This window comes from Fundidesulfovibrio magnetotacticus, assembly GCF_013019105.1.
GTDB lineage: Bacteria > Desulfobacterota > Desulfovibrionia > Desulfovibrionales > Desulfovibrionaceae > Fundidesulfovibrio > Fundidesulfovibrio magnetotacticus.
On record NZ_BLTE01000013.1, the window covers coordinates 110,674 to 132,039 of the forward strand.

At 65.5% G+C, this 21,366-nt stretch carries 22 protein-coding genes; 9 read left to right on the forward strand and 13 right to left on the reverse strand.

What is annotated here, in order from left to right; translation table 11 throughout:
* The first annotated feature begins 55 nt into the window (after positions 1-55).
* The 3 genes from NNJEOMEG_RS14175 to panB all read left to right on the forward strand — a co-directional run bounded on the left by NNJEOMEG_RS14175 (position 56) and on the right by panB (position 2,886).
* Positions 56-733, forward strand: coding sequence for a LexA family transcriptional regulator (locus NNJEOMEG_RS14175; RefSeq protein ID WP_173085582.1), 678 nt, complete (start codon positions 56-58; stop codon positions 731-733).
* A 255-nt stretch (positions 734-988) separates the two neighbouring features.
* Positions 989-1,615: a LexA family transcriptional regulator gene (locus NNJEOMEG_RS14180; RefSeq protein WP_173085584.1), complete on the forward strand. Its 627-nt coding sequence runs from the start codon at positions 989-991 to the stop codon at positions 1,613-1,615.
* A gap of 419 nt (positions 1,616-2,034) precedes the next feature.
* Positions 2,035-2,886: a 3-methyl-2-oxobutanoate hydroxymethyltransferase gene (panB, locus tag NNJEOMEG_RS14185; protein WP_173085586.1), complete on the forward strand. Its 852-nt coding sequence runs from the start codon at positions 2,035-2,037 to the stop codon at positions 2,884-2,886.
* Here panB and NNJEOMEG_RS14190 read toward each other — a convergent pair.
* Positions 2,866-3,252 (reverse strand): TraR/DksA family transcriptional regulator, encoded by a 387-nt coding sequence (locus NNJEOMEG_RS14190; RefSeq protein ID WP_173085588.1) that lies wholly within the window; start codon positions 3,250-3,252, stop codon positions 2,866-2,868. The genes panB and NNJEOMEG_RS14190 overlap by 21 nt on opposite strands.
* Before the next feature lie 174 nt (positions 3,253-3,426).
* Positions 3,427-3,849, reverse strand: coding sequence for a hypothetical protein (locus NNJEOMEG_RS20730; RefSeq protein WP_235956970.1), 423 nt, complete (start codon positions 3,847-3,849; stop codon positions 3,427-3,429).
* On the opposite strand from NNJEOMEG_RS20730, the gene NNJEOMEG_RS14195 reads away from it, so the two are divergent.
* Genes NNJEOMEG_RS14195 through NNJEOMEG_RS14205 form a run of 3 tightly spaced genes read left to right on the forward strand, consistent with a single transcriptional unit; the run spans position 3,793 to position 6,584 of the window.
* Positions 3,793-4,830 (forward strand): tetratricopeptide repeat protein, encoded by a 1,038-nt coding sequence (locus NNJEOMEG_RS14195; protein WP_235956971.1) that lies wholly within the window; start codon positions 3,793-3,795, stop codon positions 4,828-4,830. The two genes, NNJEOMEG_RS20730 and NNJEOMEG_RS14195, sit on opposite strands and share 57 nt — an antisense overlap.
* Before the next feature lie 22 nt (positions 4,831-4,852).
* On the forward strand, positions 4,853-5,653 hold the full coding sequence (lgt, locus tag NNJEOMEG_RS14200; RefSeq protein ID WP_173085592.1) for a prolipoprotein diacylglyceryl transferase: 801 nt from the start codon (positions 4,853-4,855) through the stop codon (positions 5,651-5,653).
* Between the two features lie 25 nt (positions 5,654-5,678).
* The gene (locus tag NNJEOMEG_RS14205; RefSeq protein WP_173085594.1) at positions 5,679-6,584 is read left to right on the forward strand and encodes a hypothetical protein; all 906 of its coding nucleotides are present in this window, start codon (positions 5,679-5,681) and stop codon (positions 6,582-6,584) included.
* A gap of 149 nt (positions 6,585-6,733) precedes the next feature.
* Here the strand turns inward: NNJEOMEG_RS14205 and NNJEOMEG_RS14210 are convergent, their stop codons facing one another.
* The gene (locus NNJEOMEG_RS14210; RefSeq protein ID WP_173085596.1) at positions 6,734-8,845 is read right to left on the reverse strand and encodes a thioredoxin domain-containing protein; all 2,112 of its coding nucleotides are present in this window, start codon (positions 8,843-8,845) and stop codon (positions 6,734-6,736) included.
* Between the two features lie 120 nt (positions 8,846-8,965).
* On the opposite strand from NNJEOMEG_RS14210, the gene NNJEOMEG_RS14215 reads away from it, so the two are divergent.
* Complete coding sequence (locus tag NNJEOMEG_RS14215; RefSeq protein WP_173085598.1) at positions 8,966-10,996, forward strand: diguanylate cyclase domain-containing protein; 2,031 nt, start codon at positions 8,966-8,968, stop codon at positions 10,994-10,996.
* Between the two features lie 174 nt (positions 10,997-11,170).
* On the opposite strand, the gene NNJEOMEG_RS14220 is transcribed toward NNJEOMEG_RS14215, so the two are convergent.
* From NNJEOMEG_RS14220 to NNJEOMEG_RS14250, 7 genes are all read right to left on the reverse strand, one after another.
* Positions 11,171-11,872 (reverse strand): SDR family NAD(P)-dependent oxidoreductase, encoded by a 702-nt coding sequence (locus NNJEOMEG_RS14220; RefSeq protein WP_173085600.1) that lies wholly within the window; start codon positions 11,870-11,872, stop codon positions 11,171-11,173.
* 285 nt (positions 11,873-12,157) lie between these two features.
* On the reverse strand, positions 12,158-12,799 hold the full coding sequence (locus tag NNJEOMEG_RS14225; RefSeq protein WP_173085602.1) for a YdcF family protein: 642 nt from the start codon (positions 12,797-12,799) through the stop codon (positions 12,158-12,160).
* A complete protein-coding gene (tgt, locus tag NNJEOMEG_RS14230) occupies positions 12,796-13,917 on the reverse strand; it encodes a tRNA guanosine(34) transglycosylase Tgt (protein WP_371865498.1) in 1,122 nt (373 codons plus the stop codon). The genes NNJEOMEG_RS14225 and tgt overlap by 4 nt, the downstream gene beginning before the upstream one ends.
* Positions 13,918-13,924: 7 nt before the next feature.
* Complete coding sequence (locus NNJEOMEG_RS14235) at positions 13,925-14,674, reverse strand: HIRAN domain-containing protein (protein ID WP_173085606.1); 750 nt, start codon at positions 14,672-14,674, stop codon at positions 13,925-13,927.
* Positions 14,671-15,582, reverse strand: a complete 912-nt coding sequence (locus tag NNJEOMEG_RS14240; RefSeq protein WP_173085608.1) for a HipA domain-containing protein — start codon at positions 15,580-15,582, stop codon at positions 14,671-14,673. Before NNJEOMEG_RS14240 ends, NNJEOMEG_RS14235 begins: the two co-directional genes overlap by 4 nt.
* Positions 15,582-16,220, reverse strand: coding sequence for an endonuclease III (nth, locus tag NNJEOMEG_RS14245; protein WP_173085609.1), 639 nt, complete (start codon positions 16,218-16,220; stop codon positions 15,582-15,584). The genes NNJEOMEG_RS14240 and nth overlap by 1 nt, the downstream gene beginning before the upstream one ends.
* Before the next feature lie 216 nt (positions 16,221-16,436).
* Positions 16,437-17,432 carry an MBL fold metallo-hydrolase gene (locus NNJEOMEG_RS14250; RefSeq protein WP_173085610.1) on the reverse strand — a complete coding sequence of 332 codons (996 nt, stop codon included), beginning with the start codon at positions 17,430-17,432 and terminating at the stop codon, positions 16,437-16,439.
* Here NNJEOMEG_RS14250 and NNJEOMEG_RS14255 point away from each other — a divergent pair.
* A complete protein-coding gene (locus tag NNJEOMEG_RS14255) occupies positions 17,424-17,792 on the forward strand; it encodes a type II toxin-antitoxin system RelE/ParE family toxin (protein ID WP_235956972.1) in 369 nt (122 codons plus the stop codon). The genes NNJEOMEG_RS14250 and NNJEOMEG_RS14255 overlap by 9 nt on opposite strands.
* A 21-nt stretch (positions 17,793-17,813) precedes the next feature.
* Positions 17,814-18,098, forward strand: a complete 285-nt coding sequence (locus NNJEOMEG_RS14260) for a HigA family addiction module antitoxin (RefSeq protein WP_173085611.1) — start codon at positions 17,814-17,816, stop codon at positions 18,096-18,098.
* A gap of 164 nt (positions 18,099-18,262) precedes the next feature.
* Here the strand turns inward: NNJEOMEG_RS14260 and NNJEOMEG_RS14265 are convergent, their stop codons facing one another.
* The 3 genes from NNJEOMEG_RS14265 to argS are packed head-to-tail and all read right to left on the reverse strand — an operon-like array spanning position 18,263 to position 21,348.
* Positions 18,263-18,817 (reverse strand): pyruvoyl-dependent arginine decarboxylase, encoded by a 555-nt coding sequence (locus NNJEOMEG_RS14265; RefSeq protein ID WP_173085614.1) that lies wholly within the window; start codon positions 18,815-18,817, stop codon positions 18,263-18,265.
* Positions 18,818-18,864: 47 nt separating this feature from the next.
* Positions 18,865-19,680, reverse strand: a complete 816-nt coding sequence (locus tag NNJEOMEG_RS14270; protein ID WP_173085615.1) for an SPOR domain-containing protein — start codon at positions 19,678-19,680, stop codon at positions 18,865-18,867.
* Positions 19,681-19,692: 12 nt separating this feature from the next.
* Entirely contained in the window at positions 19,693-21,348 is a 1,656-nt protein-coding gene (gene argS / locus NNJEOMEG_RS14275; protein ID WP_173085617.1) for an arginine--tRNA ligase, read from the reverse strand.
* Positions 21,349-21,366: the final 18 nt, after the last annotated feature.

Sequence of the window (21,366 nt, forward strand, 5' to 3'; positions counted from 1 at the left end):
CGATAGGATCAAAAACGGAGCGCGCCGGGAACCAGCCGGGCGCCACGAGGTAACCATGTACAACGCATTCGACGAGGCTTTGGAGCGCATCAAGCGTGCGACGGGCGCACGCACTCAGGTCGATCTGGCTGCTATTCTGGGCATCCGCCAGTCGAGCATTTCCGACGCGAAAAGGCGTCAGTCCATTCCCGCGGACTGGCTGCTCAAGCTCTATCGCAGCCATGGCCTCAATCCCGACTGGGTTTCCAGCGGCGATCAGCCCCAGGTGCTGCGCGAGGGCATGGCCCTCCCCGTGGGCGTGATGGAGCCCGGGGCCGGCTACAACGCCGACAAGCCAAAATCGCGCACGGTGACCGTGAGCTCCATGACGGGCGTCATCGCCGAGGACGGCTCCTTCCAGGAGCGTCCGGTGGAGATGATCTCCATCCCCGAGCCTTTCGTCTGCCCCGGCCTCACGGTGCTCAAGATGGAGCACCAGAACATGGACCCCCTGCTGCGTCGCGGCGCCTACCTGGGTCTGGGCAAGGAGCAGCGCCAGCTGCGCTCCGGCGAGATATTCGCCGTGGCCGTGCCCAACGAGGGGCTTGTCATCCGCCGCCTCTTCAACGATTTCGAGAACAACAGGGTGATTCTTCGCAGCGAAAACCCTTCCTACAAGGAAGAATATATCTCGGCGACCGCCCTGGCCGGCAATATCGTGGGACGCGTCTGCTGGGTGCTCCAGGAGCTCTAGACCCTTACGCCTGAGGCTGGTCTCCGGCTTCAGGGTGTGACCATTCGTACGGTTTGGCGAACAGACTGCCGGTGTACAACCGGCAGTCTGTTCGCATTTTTACGTATAGGTTGGCGGTGAGGTTTTCGCTTGGCATTGAGGGTGTTCTGCATCTTTTGCAGGACATTCGATGGCATGGGCTTGCTTTTCGGGCTAGCCGATGGTAATATTCTCCTTGGTAATAATCTGTATAGACAACGCCAAGGAGTTTGGTTGATGCCTCTGTGTTCGCACCGCGCCGATACGGGCCAGAAAAGCCGCAAAGGAAGCAAATCCGAGTTCGATCTGGGGTTCGATCGCATCCGGGAGGCCCTTGGCTTCAAGTCCCAGGTTCGTCTGGCCGAGGTGCTGGGCATCTGCCAGTCGAGCATCTCCGATGCGAGTCGGCGCGGAGTCATACCCGGCGAATGGGCGCTCAAGCTCTACCAGAAGCACAGGCTGAACCCCCTCTGGGTCTACGACGGCCTTCCGCCCGTGTTCCTGGGGCAGGCGGCCCTGGGCGCGGCGGACACGGCCTTTGCGGGTTCCGCGTCGTTTCTGCTGAACTATCCCGATCGGTCGTTGGTCTATTTCCAGATGCGCGACGCCTCGATGGCCCCGGTGATCCCCAAAGACTCCTTCGTGGGCGTCGACACGCGCGTGCGGGGCGCGACGCCCGAAGGCCTCTACGGCGTGGATCTGCCGCTGGAGGGGCGCACCGTGCGCGCCGTGCGCTTCGCCCCCGACCAGCAGGGCGTGATGCTGCATGCCGAAGATGACCGTGTGCCCCCCCAACGCCTGTCTCTTCAGGAAGCGCAGGTGCGCCTTGTGGGGCGCGTTGTCTGGGTGATGTTCAGCACCTAGCGCGTCGTTGTCCGGCCTGGGGACGGCGGCAGCCGACCCGATGGCGCTGGAGGTTTCACCCCGGCGACGGCCGTCCTGGCGGACGCGATGGCGGGCGCGGAATGTCGGGGCCTCCGGGCCAGCCTCTCCGGCGGGTTCGCCCCTTCGGTCGCTTGTCGCGGCTTGTTGCGCACCCCGCCATGTCCCCGGGGCGAACGGCCTCGTGCCTCACACATTCCTCACTGCCAAACGTCGCATGTCCCCGGTCCATCTTCCGGGGCCGCGTCGGCGCGTTCGCCCGGGCCGGGCGGCCTTTGGCGCTGCAGTTCCCCCAGGCGGATCGCGGCCTGCACCGGTCGGCCCTGCCAAGCCTGCGCGCCGGGCGCGACAACCGGACCGATTTCCGCTAGAATACCCTCCCGTCTTGCAAGGGAGGAATCATGCCGGACTCCAAGACCACCGTTCCCTCCGTGACCCGCTCCAAGGGCGAGCGCAAGCTTGTGGTGATCACCGCCTACGACGCGGGCCAGGCCGCCCTGGCCGAGGCCGCCGGAGCGGACATCCTGCTGGTGGGCGATTCCCTGGCCATGGTGGTGCTCGGGCATCCCGACACCCTGAGCGTGACCATGGACGAGATGCTCCACCACGTGAAGGCCGTGTCGCGCGGGGCTTCCAAAGCCCTGGTGGTGGCGGACATGCCCTTCATGTCCTACCAGGCCGACGTGGCCGAAGCCGTGCGAAACGCCGGGCGCATGCTCAAGGAAGGCAGGGCCCAGGCCGTGAAAGTGGAAGGCGGAGCGGAGATTGCCCCCCAGGTTCGCGCCATGACGGCCTCGGGCATCCCCGTGGTGGGCCACCTGGGGCTTACCCCCCAGCACGTGGCGGCTTTCGGGGGGTTCCGCGTGCAGGCCCGCACGGCGCGCGACGCCCGCAGGCTCCTGGACGACGCCCTGGCCGTGGCCCGGGCGGGAGCGTTCGCCCTCGTGCTGGAGTGCGTCCCCCGCGAGGTGGCCCGGATCGTGACTGGGCGCGTGGACGTGCCCACCATCGGCATCGGCGCGGGACCGGATTGCGACGGCCAGGTGCTCGTCTACCACGATCTCCTGGGCCTGGGAGGCGGCTTCTCCCCGCGCTTCGTCAAGCGCTACGACGACCTGGGCGCGCGCACGCGGGAAGCCCTTTCGCGGTTCGCCGCGGAGGTGCGCGACGGAACGTTCCCTGGGCCGGAACACGGCTTCGCCATGAACGAGGCCGAGTGGGAGCGCCTTGCCTCAGATCTGGAAGAATCCTGAGGCGGCGTCGACGGACGGTCTCCGGTCTTCCTCCCGCAGGCCCTGGCAGTGCACGCAGAGAGTGGCCATGGGCTGGACAGCGAGTCTGGCCGGCGCGATGTTCTCGCCGCAATCCTCGCAGATGCCGTACTCCCCGGCCTCGATGCGGGCCAGGGCTTCGCGGATGGCTTCCAGGGCCTGGCGGTCGCGTTCGCGCATGAGCAGGGTGAAATTGCGGCCGGACTCCATGCTGGCGCGGTCCGCGATGTCAGGCGGAAGGCCTTCCGCGTTGGCCAGCGCGTCCACGGACGAGCGTAGCTTGTCGGTTGTGTGGGCCATCATGGCGTTGAGGGTGGCGGCATACGACTGGAGCATCTGGGCTGTCATGGTTTCCCTCCCGTTTGATGCGGTCGGCGCGGAGGGGCCGCGCCGGACTTCCTTGCCGTGTGCCGTATGCCCTGGCGGTGTTTCGCCGCTGTTTCGGGTGAGTGACAATGCCGGGACGCTCGGGGAATTCGCCTTCCGGTGGCCCGGCGGTCTTGATTTTTTCGGCTCGTCATTTCATGAGAAGGCGTCGGCGAAGTTCCCGGAGTTGCATGGGAGCTTCAATCCGCATCCGAGGTGGTATTTGGAATGAACGTTAAAGTCTACGACGAGGATGTCCGGGAATTTATCCGGCAGCAGCGCGGCGTGTTTCTGGTTCTCTCGCATGATCCGCATTTCAACAAAAACCTCCGCAGCACGCTGCTCAGGCATTTGCACGTCAAGGATGATTGCGTGTTCAACGTGGTCAATCAAGAGCAGCTGTACAAAGAACTGAGGCAGCTTACAGGCCAGAGCTACAGGGTCGTCTTTTTTGTAGAGCGCGAGATCAACGGAAAATTCTGCAACGATCTCGTTCAATTCATCAAGAATCAATATCCCGAGGTGCTCACCATCATCCTCACCAACGAGGTTGCCCGGGAGATCCTCATCTATCTGCATGAGATCGGCGCCAACAACGTGATCACAAAGCCCATCTCAGCAGACATGCTCATCGAGAAGATCGCCTTCACCATCAAGCCGCGCGGACAACTGGGCGATCTCATCGATACAGGTAAGAAACTCAACGAAAACGGAAAGTTTGAAGAGGCGCGGGCCATTGCGGCCAAGATTCTCGAGATCAAGCCCGGCAGCCCTGCAGCCCTGCTGCTCCTGGGCGACGCCTACAAGGGGCAGGGCAGGATGGAGGAGGCCCTGGGCGCTTTCACCGAAGCCGCCAAAAACGGCAAGCTCTTCCTGGACCCCATCAAGAAGATCGCCGACCTCCACAAGGAGACCGGCAACGTCAAGGAAGAAACGAAGTATCTCGAAAAACTCGATAAATTGTCGCCGCTCAACGTGGACCGCAAGATCGCCATCGGCGACAACTACATGGCCCTGGGAGAACGCGACAAGGCCGTTGGCATCTTCGACGACGCCATCAAGCTGGCCACCAAGGAGGCCATGGCCCAGGTGGGGCGCGTCACCCGCACCATCGCCGACCGCTGCATCGCCAGCGCCCCGGAACTCTCCGAGAAGTACCTGCGCCAATCCCTGGAAGCCAAGAAGGGCATGCTCGACAAGTCCGACATCGAAACCTTCAACCGCCTGGGCATCACCCTGCGCAAGCAGGGCAAGTGGGACCACGCCGTGGAGGAATACCGCAAGGCGCTCAAGATTTCCCCCAACGACGCGGGCCTCTACTACAACATGGCCATGGCCCACGGCGAAGGACGCCAATTCCAGGACGCCTACAACTTCCTGGACAAGGCCCTGCGCATCAATCCCGATTTGTGGAGCGCCAACGAAACCGTCTGCTTCAACATCGCCATGATCTACTACCGCGCCGCCAAGAAGGAACAGGCCGCCGATTTCCTTCAGAAGGCGTTGTCCATCAATCCCAATTTCGAACGGGCCAAGGCCATGCTCCGCGAAATGCAGTAACCGCCCGCGCCTCGAGGAACAGATGATCATCCATCCCGATTTTGACCCCGTGGCCCTGCGCCTGGGGCCTCTCCAGGTGCGCTGGTACGGCCTGATGTACCTCTTCGGCTTCGCCGTCGGCTGGCTGCTGGGGCGGCATCGGGCCGCGCGGCCCGGCTCCGGCTGGACCCCCCTCCTGGTGGACGACTACATCACCTGGTGCGTGCTGGGCCTCGTGCTCGGCGCGCGCCTGGGCTACGTGCTCTTCTACGACCTGCCCACCTACCTGGCCGACCCCCTGGCCGTGCTCCAGGTGTGGCACGGGGGCATGAGCTTCCACGGCGGCCTGCTGGGGCTGTGCGCGGTCACGTGGTTTTGGGGCCGCAAGCACGGCAAGGGCTTTCTGGACATCGCGGACTTCCTCTGCCCCCTGGCCCCGCCGGGGCTGCTGTTCGGGCGCATCGGCAACTTCGTCAATGGCGAGCTTTGGGGCGCGCCCACGGCGCTGCCCTGGGGCGTGGTGTTCCACGAGGCCAGGGCGGGCAGCCTGCCGCGCCACCCCTCCCAGCTCTATGAAGCCGGTCTGGAAGGCCTGGCGCTCTTCGTCATCCTATGGATCTACTCGTCGCGGCCCAGGGCGCGCGGGCGCGTCACGGGCCTCTTCCTGGCCCTCTACGGGGCCTTCCGATTCCTGGTGGAGTTCGTGCGCGAACCCGATCCCCAACTGGGCTATCTGGCCTTCGGCTGGCTGACCATGGGCCAGATCCTCTGCCTGCCCATGCTGGCCGCCGGGGCCTGGCTGCTGCTGCGCGCCTTGCCGGGGGAGGCCGGCCGCACGCCCTGAGGCCCATACCCTGAAGGAGGCGCTTTTGAGCAACGCCTTCGCATGCTGCCCCGGTCCGGGACCGGACCTGCGCCTGGAGGACTGCGAGACCCAGCTTGAGATCATGGAGAGCTGGTTTCGCGGACACTTCGAGTACCCCTCGGCCCGCACCCCCTACGACCAGGACCAGGGCCGCCACCAGTGGATCTGGGGCGGTCCCTACAGGGCCTGCGACGTGCTGGCCGGACACTTCGGGGGGATTGTCCCCGACGATGCCATCCAGGACCTGGCCGCGCTCCTGGACGCCGAATGCCCCGAGTGGGCCCCGCGCTGGGACGCCGACGGGCTCGACGCCTACCTGGCCCGGGATGTCTGTTCCATCGCGGACTGCCTCCCGGTATGCCTGGACGCCATCGACTCCGCGGCGGAACTCGCCCGGCAGGAGGCCGCAGCCGCCAGCCCGGCGCTTTGCCGCGCCCTCTACGTGCAGCTCATGGCCTCCCTGGAGACCTACCTGGCCGACGCCTTCCTGGGCATGGTCATGCGGCATACGGAGCTTTTGCGCCGCTTCGTGGAGAACCATCCGCCGTTTCAGGCCGAAACCATGCGCCTTGCCGACGTGTTCGCGGAGTACGAATCCATCCGGGAGCGGGCCAGGACAGCCCTCTACGACATGGGCTGGCACAACGCGGAGCGCGTGCGCCTGCTTTACAGGAACGTTCTGGGCCTAGTGTTCCCCACGGAGCAGGCGGAGCTTCTGCGCGCCGTGCGCCGCCGCCACGACATCCTGCACCGGGGCGGCGCGGGCAAGGAAGGCGGATTGCCCGCCGTGGGGCCTGCCGAGGTGGCCGAGCTGGCCGGGCTGGTCCGGGGCCTGGCCCTCCATGTGGACGAGGGGCTCCAGCGCATCCACGGCCAACTCGCCCGTGGCGAGGGCCGCGCGCGCCTCTGAAGGATCGTTTCCGTCCCGGAGTTGCGCTCGCCCGAAGCCGCGTCCTCCGCCGGGTTGCGTCTGCCGTGATCCTGACCCGCGTGACGTCAGGATCGGCCCGGGATGCGCGGGCCGCTTTACGCATCCCAGCGCCGCAAGGCCTGAAGGCGTTACCGGGGGGCGGCGTCCACCGTCTGAGCCGGGTCCTGGGCATGGTCGGCGTCATCCCGAAGCATGGCCAGGAGTCTGGCCGGGTCCTCCACCGGCGGCTCGCAGCGTCCACGGCGGCAGACGAAGGCCTGGGCTCGGCCCTCCGGCGCGTTCATCGCGGCCGTGTGCGGGGCCAGCCCTGCCAACAGGCCCCGGGGGTCCGCCTCCGGGCAGGCCAGGGCGACGAGGACGCCCGGCAGCCACGCGCCGCGCAGGGCCTCCAGCAGGGGACGCGCGTCCTTCCGGCTCCGCGCCGCCACCACCACTTCCGTGCCGGGGTGTTGCAGCAGGTCCAGGCCGCAGAGAAGCATGGTGAACCCGGCGGGATATTCCTCCAGGGGCCGGCCCGCCGAGCGGGCCAGCGCCTCGGCGCGCTCCGTCAGGTCCGGCCGGGCGCACAGCCGCCCGAGACGCTCCAGCACCAGCAGGGCCGCCGAGTTGCCCGAAGGGATGGCCGCATCGTAGTACTGCTTCTGGCGCGTGAGCGGCGTGCCCGCGTCGGCGGCGCTCAGGTGGAAGCCGCCGTCCGAGGGGTCCTGGAAGCGTTCGATCATGGCCTCGGCCAGCTCCAGGGCAGCCCGGAGGCGGCCGGGGTCGAAGTCCGTGAGGTAGAGTTCAATGAGGCCCCAGGCCAGGAAGGCGTGGTCGTCCAGGGTGGCGGGCACGGCGGCCTGGCCCTCGCGCCAGCGGTGCAGGAGCGCGCCGTCCGGGGCGCGCAGGTTCGCCAGCGCGAAGTCCGCCGCCCGCGCGGCCGCCAGGGCCATCTCCGGGGCGTCCAGGGCGCGCGACGCCTGGGCCAGGGCGGCGATCATCAGCCCGTTCCAGTCGGTGAGCACCTTGTCGTCCTTGTGGGGGTGCACGCGCCGGTCCCTGGCCTCCAGCAGACGAAGGCGCAAGGCTTCGAGGCGCGCCGACTCCTTCTCGCCGGGGTCGCGTTCAAGGTGCGGGATGTTGCGCCCCGTGGCCTCGCCGGTGGCCTCCTCCAGGTAGTTGCCCCCGGGCGCGAACCCGAAGCGCTCCGCCCAGAAGGCGGCGTCCTCCACGCCCAGGGCGTCGCGGAGCTCCTCCTCGGTCCAGACGTAGTAGCGGCCTTCCTCGCCCTCGCTGTCCGCGTCTTCGGCGCAGAGGAAGCCTCCGTGATCCCCGGTGAGTTCGCGGGCAACGTAGTCGGCGATCTCGCGGGCGGCGCGCCCGAGGAGCGCGTCCCCGCAGGCCTGCCAGGCCTCGGTGCAGGCCATCAGGAGCATGGCCTGGTCGTAGAGCATCTTCTCGAAGTGGGGCAGGAGCCATCGCCTGTCGGTGGCGTAGCGGTGGAAGCCCAGGCCCACGTGGTCGAAGAGGCCGCCCAGGCGCATGGCGCGCAGGGTCTCCCGGGCCATGACCAGTGCCTGGGGGTCGACGGTGCGGGCGTGGCGACGCAGCAGGAAGACAAGCTGGTGGGGCGAGGGGAACTTGGGGGCCTGGCCGAAGCCTCCGTGCAGGGGGTCATAGCTTGCGGCCAGCTGCTCCCGGGCCTTTTCCTGCACGCCTTCGCCGGGCAGCGCGTCCGAGGGCCTGGCCTCGCTGCGTCCGGCCAGGGCGTCCCGCACGCCCATGGCGGCCTGGTGCACGTCGGCGCGCCTGGTCTTCCAGGCCTGGGCGATGGCAGGGAGCAGGTCCATGAGCCCCCTGCGGCCCAGGCGCGTGCGCTTGGGAATGTAGGTGGCGGCGAAGAAAGGGCGCAGTTCGTGGTCCACGAAGAGCGACAGGGGCCAGCCGCCGGAGCCGGTCATCATCTGGCAGGCGGCCATGTACACGGCGTCCAGGTCCGGGCGCTCCTCGCGGTCGATCTTCACGGGCACGGTGACGGCGTTGAGTAGCGCGGCGGCCTCCTCGTCCTCGAAGCATTCGCGCTCCATGACGTGGCACCAGTGGCAGGTGGAGTAGCCGATGGAGAGGAACAGGGGCAGGTCGCGCTCCCTGGCGGCGGCGAAGGCCTCCTCCCCCCAGGGGAACCAGTCCACGGGGTTGTGGGCGTGCTGGAGCAGGTAGGGACTTATTTCCCCGGCGAGACGGTTGGCGCGCGCGGCCATGAAACCTCCTGAGGGGTTGTTTCGGCAGACTGGTGAGACAAAAAGAAACAGAACTCTTCGTGTTTCTCTCCTGGTGGAGGAAACAGATCTACTGTAAGAATGACTTAAGGTTTAGGAAAGATGAAACTCAGCACCAAGGCCTCATTGCTTTTGACGGCACTCCTCCTGCTGGTGGTCGCGTCCACGGGCTTGTTCGTGTTCGTCACCCAGCGGAGCGCCGTGCTGAGCCTGGTGCGCCAGGACATGGAGTCCATCGCCGAGTCCGTGGCAACGGAGTTGCGGGCCTTCACCCGCGACAACCTCCAGAACCTGGCGGCCGTTGCCGGGAACCTCCCCGCCGATGCCCTGGAACAGGGCGACCGGGAGGCCGTGGAGCGCTACTTCAAGCGTCAGTTGGAGTTCTTCCCCAAGTTCGAGAACGGATTCTTCCTGCTGGACGCCCAGGGCCGCTTCGTGGCCGACTACCCGGCCCATCCCGATCTGGTGGGGCAGTCCTTCGCCCACCGCGAGTACTACCAGAGCACCGTCGCCCGCGACACGGGCGTGGTGGGCACGCCCTACATCTCCGCCCGCACCAACCTGCCCGTGATCACCTTCACCTGGCCCGTGTTCTCCCGTCAGGGCCGGGTGGAATACGTGGTCTGCGGATCGCTCAACCTGCTGTCGGCGCACGCGCTGGGCGAATACCCCAGGCGTCGCATCGGCAAGACGGGCTTCCTCTACGTGGCGGACAGGGAGCGCACCATCATCGTGCACCCGGACAAGGCCCGCATCCTCAAGGATGTGGAACAGGGCCGCAACGTCTTCCTGGACAAGGTCGTCAACGGCCTGGAGGGATCGGCCGAGACGGTGGATTCCGGGGGCGTGTCCATGGTGGCGGGCGCGCGCTTCATCCAGGACCCGGGCTGGGCCGTGCTGGCGCAGATTCCCTCGGCCGAGGCCCTCGCGCCGCTCCACGAGGCGCTCTATGCCCTGGGTTCGTTCTTCCTCGGGGTGCTCCTGCTGGCGCTCCCGCTGGGTCTCCTGGCCATGCGTCGCCTCACGCGGCCCCTGGACAGGCTCGAAGAGGCCGTGCAGGTGGTGACCCGGGACCTGGGCGAAAACGGAGGCAAAACCGCGCGCCCCTTCGCTCCCCAGGCCCTGGAGGCCCTGCGCTCCATGCGCTCCAACGACGAGATCGGCATGCTGGCCCGGGCGTTCTTCCAGCTCTCCCTGCGCCTGAAGAAGACCCTGAGTTCCCTCAAGGCCTCCGCCGATGATTGGGAGCGCACCTTCGCTTCGGTGCAGGAGGCCCTTCTGGTGCTGGACGGCGAGGGCCGGGTGCTGCGCCTCAACAGCGTGGCCCAGGGCCTTTTGCGGTTGCCCAAGGGGGCGGGCGTCTCCCGGCACTGGCGGGAGATGCTCTCGGGCGGCTTTACCCCCCCAGGGGACTGGCCCTCGGACGAAAGCCTCCAGTACTCCCCCCGCTACCGGGCCGTCACCCGACTTCCGGGCCGCAAGGGCCGTTTCGAGATCGCCTTCGCGTCCATCCAGGGACGTGGCGCGGGCTCCACCGGAATGCTGCTGGCCATCACCGACGTGACCGAGAAGCTCCAGGCCGAGGAGCGCATCCGCGAACTGGCCTTCAAGGACGCGCTCACCGGGCTGCCCAACCGCGTGCTCCTGGCCGACCGCCTGGACCAGGCCCTGGCCACCTCCCGGCGCAACGCGACGCGCACGGGCGTGTTCTTCCTGGACCTGGACGACTTCAAACGCGTCAACGACACCCTGGGACACGACGCCGGGGACGAACTGCTCGTCCAGGTGGGGCGCAGGCTCTCGAACTGCCTGCGGGCCAACGACACCCTGGCCCGCTACGCGGGCGACGAGTTCGTGGCCGTGCTCATGGACATCAGGAGCCCAGAGGAGGCCGCCGAAGTGGCCGGGCGCATGCTCGAAAGCCTGAAGGACAGCTTCCTGGTGGCGCGCGGCGAGGCTACCATAGGCGCGAGCATCGGCATCGCGCTGTACCCCGACCACGGCGAGAGCGCCCATCAGCTGCTCAACCACGCCGACACGGCCATGTACCGCGCCAAAGGGCGCGGCAAGAACAGCTTCCGCTTCTCCCCGGCCCTGGAGGCTTCCGCCCCGGACGGCCTTCCCAGACAGTAGCCCGTCCGGACCGCATCCTCAGGATTCGGTCTTACGGATTGTCGCGGCGGGTCTTCCAAACCATCCCATGGTGAAGAACGCTTCCCGTTGACCAGCAGCGCGAGGCTATGGTCGGGATATGGTTTTGGTTGCTTGCCTTGACAACCCCTAGGGAGGGATTTTGAGGCCGCGACACTAGCGCGGGAACGAGCCGTTGTTGAGGTCGATGCACACGCCGTTGATGTATTCCGGACTCTCCAGGGCCAGCCAGGCGATGGCCGCCGCCACCTCGTCGGCGCGGCAGAAACGCCCCGTGTAGACCGCCTCCAGCACCGCCTTGCGCCTGGGCTCGGGGATGGTGTCCAGCATGTCGGTCTCTGCCGGGCCGGGGGCCACGGCGTTCACCACCACGCCCCGGGGACCAAGCAGGCGCGCGAAGCTCTTGGTGGCGTTCTTCAACCCGGCCTTGGAGATGCCGTACCATACGTCGGGGTGCCCCGTGTGGGCCGCCAGGGAGGCGTTGTTCACGATGCGCCCCGCGCCGCGCTCCGCCATGCCCCGGCCCGCCTCGCGCATGAGGGCCAGCGGAGCCTCCAGGTTGACGCGCAGGAGCGTCTCCATTTTCTCGCGGGGATAGGCGTCCCAGGGCAGGGCGTGCATGATCCCGGCGTTGTTCACCAGGATGTCGATCTCCCCGATCTCGGCCACAAGGGCGGGGATGTCCTCCACGCGGGACAGGTCGAAGGGGACGGCGCGCACGCGCGCCTCACCGGCCAGGGGAAAGCCGGTGAAATCCCTCGCCACCACGGCCACTTCGCAGCCAGCCTCCAGAAGCCTTCTGGTGGTCGCCAGGCCGATGCCCTTGTTGCCGCCGGTCACCACGGCAAGCCTGCTCATGCGTACTCCTCGCGGCGGTAGCCCGCCTTGTCGGCGCGTTGTAGAAGTCGTTTCGTGCGGTCGGTTTCCCGATTCGTCGGCATGACGCGGGGAAAACCCAGAATCCGGGCGTGGCCCCCCGCCGTGAGGGGCTGGAGTCTTGCCCGCGACGCGTCCGACGAGGAGGCTCCGCAGGCTGCTAGTGTCGCGATGTTGAAAAACATGAAGATGCTTTCCAGAATGAAATTCAATGATGTTAGTTAGTTGCCCTGACAGCACGTATGGGCGTGTTTTGAGAACGCAACCCTAGCCCCGTGCTGCCCCGGAGCGGAAGCGCCCGCCCAGTTTGTAGAAAAGGATCTTGGGCAGCTCCAGCAGCACCATGCGGGCAGACTCCTGGTCGGACCACCATGCGGGCTGGAGACGCTCCGTGGGCGCGCCCACCACGCGCACGTCCCAGCCGGGGAGGGCGTCGCGGAAGATCATGCCCGCGCGGCGGGTGTGGTAGGGGGACGTGACCACCATGATCGAGCCCGGCCCGGGGCCCAGATGCGCGGCCAGGGCCTCGGCCTCCTGGGCCGTGGAGAGCAGTTCGTCCCCGTAGTATTCGATGGCTTCGGCGGGCACGCCCTTCTTGCGCAGGAGGGCGCGGAAGGTCTCTTCCTGGCGGGGATAGGGCACGTGGCTTTCGTCCAGGAGGCGTTCGCCCCGGCTGCGGTAGGCCCGCCCCACGTAGACCTTCTTGGCCAGGCCCAACTGGTGGAGCTCGGCCGCGTAGGCCGGGCGGCTGAAGTTGCCGCAAAGCACCACCAGGGCGTCGCAGGTGGCGGGCGGGTCGCTGGCCTGGAGCCAGAACCCCGCTGTGACGAGCAGCCCCAAGAAGATCACCGCGCCTGCAAGGAGCAGGTGCTCGGCCACGTGGAACAGGGCCTTCACGCCGGGTTTCATGTCGCCTCCGCCGGTTGGAAGATCTCGCGGAACCGGGCCTTGTAGACCTCGAAACGGCCGTGCGCCACGGCTTCGCGCGCTCCTGCCGCCAGATCCAGAAAGAAGCGCACGTTGTGGATGGTGTTCAGACGGTAGGAGAGCAGTTCCTTGGCCACGTAGAGGTGTCGCAGGTAGGCCCGGGAAAAGTTACGGCAGGTGTAGCAGGAGCAGGCCGGGTCCAGTGGCTCGTCGTCCTCGCGGTACTGGGCGCGCTTGATGTTCACCTGCCCCTGGCTGGTGTAGAGGGTGCCGTTGCGGGCGTTGCGCGTGGGGAGCACGCAGTCGAACATGTCCACGCCGTGTTCGATGCCCTCCAGGATGTCCAGGGGCTTGCCAACGCCCATGAGGTAGCGGGGTTTATGGGCCGGGAGCAGGGGGGCCGTGTGGGCCAGCAGGTCGTACATCTCGGCCGTGGATTCGCCCACCGAGAGCCCGCCGATGGCGTGGCCCTCGAAATCCATGGAACAGACGGCCTCGGCGCTTCGCTCCCGCAGATCCTTGAAGAAACCGCCCTGCACGATGCCGAAGAGCAGCTGGCCGTTGCGCCCCGGCGCGTGGTTCTCCCGGGAGCGCGCGGCCCAGGCGTGCGTAAGGTCCAGGGACTTGAGGGTGTAGGCGTGGTCCGCGCCGTAGGGCACGCACTCGTCCAGGACCATCATCACGTCGGAGCCCAGGTTGCGCTGGATGTCCAGGACCTTCTCCGGCGTGAACAGATGCTTCGATCCGTCGATGTGCGAGCGGAACTCCACGCCGTCCGGGGTGAGCTTGCGAAGCCCCGAGAGGGAGAACACCTGGAAGCCGCCGGAATCCGTGAGGATGGGGCCGTCCCAGCGCATGAAGCGGTGCAGGCCGCCCCTGCGGGCCACCAGCTCGTCGCCGGGACGCAGGTAGAGGTGGTAGGTGTTGCCCAGGATGATCTGGGAGCCCGCGTCGCGCAGGTCCTGCGGGCAGAGGGACTTCACCGTGCCCACGGTGCCAACGGGCATGAAGGCCGGGGTGCGCACGATGCCGTGGGCCGTGTGCAGTTCGCCCAGGCGGGCCTGGCCGTCGGTGGCGTGGATGCTAAAATCTCCGATCATGTTCACACTAACTGCTGGATGCGATTGGTTCAAACAGTTCACCAGAACAAGGCTTGAAGTCTTGAGGCCATGGGTAGGAAATTTGACAGAGCATACGGAATTGAATTGGTGCGTCGGGGTTAGTTTGATGTAAAGTGATGGATGGCGAAATGAGTTGCGATGGTGTATGCTTAATGCTTCTCAAGAGATTCGTAAAGTCGTGGACAAGGTAACGTGGGACATAGCCGACAATCACGGGAGGGTCGCAAGTTCTTAAGGCGATAGCTCGAGGGTCAAAACGATTTTGGAAGTCCATCATCATCAATAGGGGCTCCCCTTTCGGAAGACGAGCGACTCGCGCGATGGTTTCATCAGACATATGCCTCATTCCGTGGCAAAAAAACCTCAGCTCATACTTGTTGTCTGGGGTAGGTGTGGGGCAGGGAAAGAGTTCATAATTGTCGGTTTCCCGGCGTCCTTCGGTTAGTGCTAGCATCTCAAATTCAATGTCATTCGAGTTCTCAAGATTTAACCAAGTAATGTATTTTGAATATTCAGGTCGATTTTTTTGGAGCAACCTGTTTGAGAAGAAAGGGAAGAGTTCGCTTGATTTGTAGAGAATTGAAATGTTGCTCATGTTACTAAAAGGAGAGAAGGTGGCGGACTTGTTTGCGCCTTTCGTGTAAACAAAAGTATATTCACCGTCGTATGAAAGTCTGCCGATGGGAGTCCATTCACGAGTTTTGGGGTCCTGCCAAGCCAGAAAAAGAGTTTTCATTTGATGGTCTCCGCTAGCTTATTAATGCGTTGGGTGTTGAGGGCTAGCATTGCCAGTGAAAAGTTAATAGCGTTGTCATTTATCCAGTTCCTGTCTATGTTGGAGAAGATTGTTAAAAGTTGTTGTTTTTTAATTGTGTTGAGCCTGTTCGTCCAGTAGTGAAGTGCGTCAGGGGCCTTCGATCCAATCCATTCGAGTGCGTTTATTGTTGTGAGGGTTGATTTTTCTGTTTGCTTTGTATAAAATGGGGTTCTTGCTTTAGTGACATATGCTGTAATGTGCTGGCGCATGTCTTTCGTTGTTAGTATTGTGGTTCGTTTTCTGTCGGATTCATTGCGGCCGAGGCTAGATGCATGGTCGAAAGTTGGGGCTAGGTAAGCTTTCCCTTCTGGGTTTAATATTAGACCCCAGTTTTCATGGTGGCGATCTTGGTTTGCGATCAGTGCGTCGAGCAAAATATATCCAACGAAACATGACAAGGCTTGGTTAGTTGTAAATGCTGAGGGAAATCCAATCGGATATTGTATGATTTCGTTGTTTAGAAAGTGAAACACTCGGCCTATTGTATATTGTGTTTGTTTGTATCTTTTGTTGGCGTCGTATTCATGGACAAACTTTGACATGATGTCGTTGCCCAAATACAGGGAATGACCGTCAGGCACGAAACTCCTAGTTATTACACCGCAAGTATCTCTCCAGGTCGCTAAACTGTATTCAGCATGTGGTAGGCAAAGTAGGCGACATATCTCGTAGCTGACAATTTCCGCCCAGTTTTCTCCTGTGCCAGGTCTGCCAATTTTGTATAGGTACTTATACCCATCAATCCCAAGTAGCCAAAATTTCTCCTTTGTACCAATCTGCTCAGGGAACCCAGGAATATTAGCAGGGATGTGAACGATTGGGTACATTACTTTCCCACCCCCCGCTTTGGGCAGACGTCTCCCAGCTCGCACGCGGGGCAGCGGGGCTTGCGCGCCGGGCAGACCTCGCGGCCGAAGTAGACCAGCATGTGGTTGATCTCGCCCCACTGTTCGCGGGGAAAGAGGGGCATCAGGTCGCGCTCGATCTTCACGGGGTCGTCGGAGTTCGTGAAGCCCAGGCGGTAGGCCAGGCGCGTCACGTGGGTGTCCACGGCGATGCCCTCGTGCACGCCGAAGGCGTTGGAGAGCACGATGTTGGCCGTCTTGCGGGCCACGCCCGGCAGGGTGGTCAGTTCAGCCATGGTGCGGGGCAACTCGCCGCCGAAGTGTTCCATGACGCGCACGGCCGAGGCGATGAGGTTCTTGGCCTTGTTGCGGAAAAAACCGGTGGAGCGCACCACCTCTTCCACTTCCTCCTGCGTCGCGCGGGCCAGTTGGGCGGGGCCCGGCCAGCGGCCGAAGAGCACGGGCGTGACCTGGTTGACGCGGGCGTCGGTGCACTGGGCGGCCAGCACGGTGGCCACCAGGAGCTCCCAGGCGTCGCGGTGGTCCAGTGCGGGGACGGTGACGGGGTAGCGGGCGCGCAGGCGCTCGAAGACGACGGGGGCCAGTTCGCTTGCGGTCATGGCGTGGGGGATACCGGAAAGAGGCCCCGGGGGCAACGCCAGGGGCGTTGCGGACCGTCGGGTCGGTATGCGGATCGTAAAAGGACTTCGCCCGAAATGATCGGTGCGGCCGTCGGGTACGGCGCATGCGGCTGAGCAAGGAGCCGGACGATCTGAACGTCACACCGTGTATCCCGGAGAGTCGGGGGAGGGAGGGCGTCCGTGCGCATCCTCCCGTCAGTCCAGGGTCCAGGCCGCGCCCGGGTCCGGGGCGGCGAAGGCCCCGGGCTTCAGGCCGTGCCGTAGCAGGGCCTGGTCCAGGGCGCTGGCCGGGTCGTCGTGGGCCTCGTCGGTGAGCTGGAACACGCCGTGGTGCAGGGCCAGGGCGTGTTGAGCTTCCAGGATGCGGACGGCCCGCACGGCTTCGTCCGGGTCCATGTGGGCGGGAGCCATGAACCAGCGGGGCTCGTAGGCCCCGATGGGCAGGAGCGCCAGGCGCGCCGGGCCGAAGCGTTCGCGGATCATCCCGAAGGGCTCGCCCAGGCCGAAGCCCGTGTCCCCGAAGAAGACCACCGGGCCGCAGGCCGCTTCCAGCACGAAGGAGCACCAGAGGGAGCGGCGGCGGTCCAGGAGCCCCCGGGCGGACCAGTGGCGCGCGGGTGCGGCGTGGACGCGCACCCCGGCCAGCTCCTGCTGTTCCCACCAGTGTAGCTCCCGAATGCGCGCGCGGGGGGCGGCCCTGCGCACGAGGCGGGCGTCCCCCGGGGGAACGAGGAAGAGCGGATCGTGGGCGCGCGCCAGGGCGGCCAGAGTGGGAAGGTCCAGGTGGTCGTAGTGGTTGTGGGTGACGAGCACGGCGTCCAGGGACGGCAGCGCGTCCAGTTCCAGCCCCGGGGCGCGCACGCGCCGGGGGCCGCGCCCGAAAGGCCCGGTGCGCTCGGACCAGACCGGGTCGGTGAGCAGGTTCGCTCCCCCCGTCTGGAGGAGCACGGTGGAGTGGCCCACCAGGGTGACGCGCAGGCTGTGGCCATGAACGCGCTCCGGCGGCGGAGCGCACGGTGCGACGGGCAGCTTCACGGGCCATGGCGCGGGCCTGCGAGAGAGGCCCCAGCGCAAAAGGTCCAGGAAGGAGCGGTCCTCCTCGGGCCAGGGGGCGCGCCAGCGGCCGGAGCGCTGTGTGGGGGAGGGGGGCGGCGCGGAGGCGGAGTCGGGGGGAGAATCAGAATGTCGCATGGGGTCCGGGAACGAGTGGTTGAAATGGATGAGGCTTGTACGGTTGACGTCCAGCGTAACACGATCGATCCACTACGCCTGATCCAGGGCTTCAAGTGCCGTCTGACAGCCCAGATCGCGAACGAAGGCCGCTGCGACAAGCGGTTTCGCGCCTTCCAGCGCCAGGCCGAGAGGCGGCTGCGCATCCTGGATGCGGCGGACACCCGCGATGCGCTGCGCATGCTGCCGAGCAACCGATTCGAGGCCCTCGGCGGCGACAGGAAAGGCCAATACAGCATCGCCGTGAACATGCAATGGAGGATCTGCTTCCTGTGGGGCGACAACGGCCCCTACGAAGTGGAAATTGTTGACTATCACTAGACGGCGAGGGAGACTTCGAACATGCGCGACCCCATCCATCCGGGGGAAATCCTGGCCGACGAGCTGTCGTTCATAGGTTTTTCGGCCAACCAGTTGGCCAAGGCCCTTCACGTGCCGGCCAACCGAGTGTCCCAGATCGTGGGCGGGCGACGGGGCGTGACTGCCGACACGGCGTTGCGCCTGGGGCGCTTCTTCGGCGCCGGCCCGGAGCTGTGGCTCAACCTCCAGAAAGCCTACGAACTGGATATGGCCCGTCGCGACGCGGGGGACTTGGAGAGCATCGTCGCGTACGACAAGTCCGCCTGATGGCGGCTGCGGGGTGAGCCTCGGCGCGCGAGCGCGGGATCACTCTTCGCGTACGGCAAGTCGGTCGCGGCGTGCCAGCCTGGCGGGGCAGCCCGACCGGCCCAACGCAAAAAGCCCCGCTCGCGCGGGGCTTTTCGTTTCAACGCGGTCCGTCGGGTTGTCCGCTAGGGCAGGAAGACCACGGCGGAGATGGTGGTGGTCCACATGCCGGCGACGCCCTGGGTGACGCTCGGGAGCGACTTGGACTCGATGATCTTGCCCGACATCAGGTAGATCTCGCGGCGCTCGTCGTAGGCGGTCTCGGGGTCGAAGTCGATGCCCAGGGTGGTGGCGAGCATGGTGGAGGCCAGGTCTTCCGCGAAGTCCCCGATCTCCTTCTCGTCCTTGCCGAAGGCGGTGTGCTCCGAGATGTAGCCGTAGTTGTCCTTGCTGCCGGGGAAGGCCATGCCCACGGCCGAGCCCACGAGGCGTCCCTTCTCGTCGGTGGCGTTGCGCGCCATGACGCAGAAGGTGATCTGCCCGGGGTTCAGGAGCGTCGAGCCCTCTTCCACGGTCAAAAGGGTGCAGTTGGGCGGGTAGATGCTGGACACGTACACGAGGTTGAGCTTTTCGATGCCGGCATCGCGAAGAGCCAGCTCGAAGGATTGCAGCTTATTCTTGTGACGGCCAATGCCCCGGGTGAAAAAGGCCTTGGTCGGGACGAACGTTTGTCCGAACATTCGAGTCCTCCGTGGGAGAGCCTCCCCGCCTTGGCAGGGGAAACGTCTCATAAAGATTTTTTATCGCGAAGTATAGGCTTTTTTGCCTTAGCTTTCTCAAGCACTTGCTCGATCTCCGCCTCCGTGCCCTTGATGCGCGCCAACACCCGGTACAAGGGTTTGCCGCCCACCGCGGCCTCCTCCACGGACGTGGAAAGCCCTTTCTTCTTGAGCTTTTCCGCCTCCTCCTCCGCCTGGGACTTCTTGTCGAAAGCCGCCAGCTGGTAGGTGACGCGGTAGGACTTCTCCTTGGTCTCCTTCTGGTCCTTGGGGTCCTTTTTGGCGTCCTTCTGGTCCTTGGCGGATGGGGCCGTCTTGGGGTCCACGGCCTTCTTGTCGGGCTGCGCCGGGGCCGTGGGCACCTGGCCCTTGGGCACGGGGCCGGGGGTCTTCTCCAGGGTGGAGGTGGGGCCGCCGCCGCCAGCCAGGGACGCCACGGGAGGTGCGGGGACCGGAGGCTGGGCCTGCGGGCCCGGCTGGGCCGCGTCCTTCTTGCCGGAGTCCACGGTGACGGTCTCTGGCGGTTTCCTGCCCTGGAGGGTGTCGGGGAACTGAAGATCCTCGGCCTTGAGCACCGAGGGCGGGTCTTTGGCCTCCTGCTGGGCGGGGGCCGGCGTGGGCGTGATGATCTGGGCCATCTGCGGCACCACGGCCTCCGGCTTCATGCCCCGGCCCACCAGCACCCCCAGGATGAACACCCACACGATGCCCAGAACGGTAACCACCAGCACGGAGACGAGCCCCGCGCCGGAGAATTCGAAGGTGAACTTGCGGGGGCCGCCCTTGGGCTCCTTGGAGGTGTTGAAGCGGTCCACGACCTTCATGCGTTCCTCCCGCTACATTTTGTCCGGGGCGCTTACGCCCAGGAGATCCAGGCCGTTGTGCACCACCTCACGCACCGCCTCCAGGAGGAACATCCGGGCCAGCACGGTGTCCTGGTCCGGCGCGGTCAGCACGGGGTGCGCCGAGTAGTAGCGGTGCAGCAGACCGGCCAGCTCCCGCAGGTAGAAGCTCAGCACATGGGGGCTCATGCTGGACGCGGCCGAGGCCAGCGTATCGGGATACTGCTCCAGGAGGCGCATGAGGTCAAGGTCTTCGGGGGTGTCCAGGCGCGAAAGAACCGTGCCGGGCGCATCCGGGAGGCTCACGCCGCGTTCGGCGGCCTTGGCGAAGAGCGAGCAGACGCGGGCGTGGGCGTACTGCACGTAGTAGACCGGGTTGTCCATGGTCTGCTGCTTCACCAGTTCCAGGTCGAAATCCAGGTGGCTGTCGGACTTTCGCGAGAGGAACATGAAGCGCGCGGCGTCCACGCCAACTTCCTTGCAGACGTCCGAGAGGGTCTCGAACTGTCCGGCGCGCGTGCTCATGGCGATCTGTTCGCCGCCGCGCAGGAGGTTCACCAGCTGCACCAGGATCACCTTGAGGTCTTCCGGGTCGCGGCCGAGGGCTTGCACGGCGGCCTTCATGCGCGGCACGTAGCCGTGATGGTCCGCGCCCCAGATGTCCACCACGGTGTGGAAGCCCCGGGCGAACTTGTCGGCGTGGTAGGCGATGTCGGAGGCGAAGTAGGTGAGTTCCCCCGTGGACTTGCGCAGCACGCGGTCCTTGTCGTCGCCGAACTGGGAGGTGCCCATCCAGAGCGCGCCGTCCTTCTCGTAGGCCAGGCCCGAGGTCTTGAGGGCGTCCAGGGTCTTCTCCACCTTGCCTGCCGCCACCAGCGATTTCTCGGAGAACCACACCTGGTGCTCCACGCGGAAGTCCGAGAGGTCCTTCTGGATGCCCTCGAGGATGGACTTCATGCCGTAGTCGTAGCACACGTCCTGCCCGGCCTCGGGGTCGCCGTCGGCCAGGGCCTTGCCGTGGAGGGTGTGCAGCTCACGGGCCAGCTCGATGATGTATTCGCCCTTGTACCAATCTTCGGGGTAATCCACGGGGCGGCCCAGCAGCTCCAGCAGGCGCACCCAGATGGAGCGGCCCAGCAGGCGCATCTGGCGGCCCGCGTCGTTGATGTAGTATTCGGTGGAGACCTCGAAATCCATGGCGCGCAGGATGCGCGCCAAGGCATCGCCCACGGCCGCGCCGCGCCCGTGGCCGATGTGCAGGGGGCCGGTGGGGTTGGCCGAGACGAACTCCACCTGCACCTTACGCCCGCGCCCCAGGTTGAACTTGCCGTAGCAGTGGCGCAGCTCCAGCACGTCCTCCACGGTCTTCTGCCAGAAAGAGGGCGCGAAGGTGACGTTCAAAAAGCCCGGCCCGGCCACGTCCACCTTGGCCAGCCCCGGGTCCATGGCCAGGAGCTCTTCGCGCAGCTCCAAGGCCAGGTCGCGGGGCTTCTTGCCCAGCTTTCCGGCCGTTAGCATGGCCACGTTGCAGGCCATGTCGCCGAACTGCTTGTCCTTGGGCGGTTCGATGGTGGCCTTGTCCGGCCACTGGGCGCCCTTGCGGGCGAGGATGGCCTCCAGAAGGCCCCTGAGATGGGTGAGCGCGCGCATAACGGTCCTTTCACGATG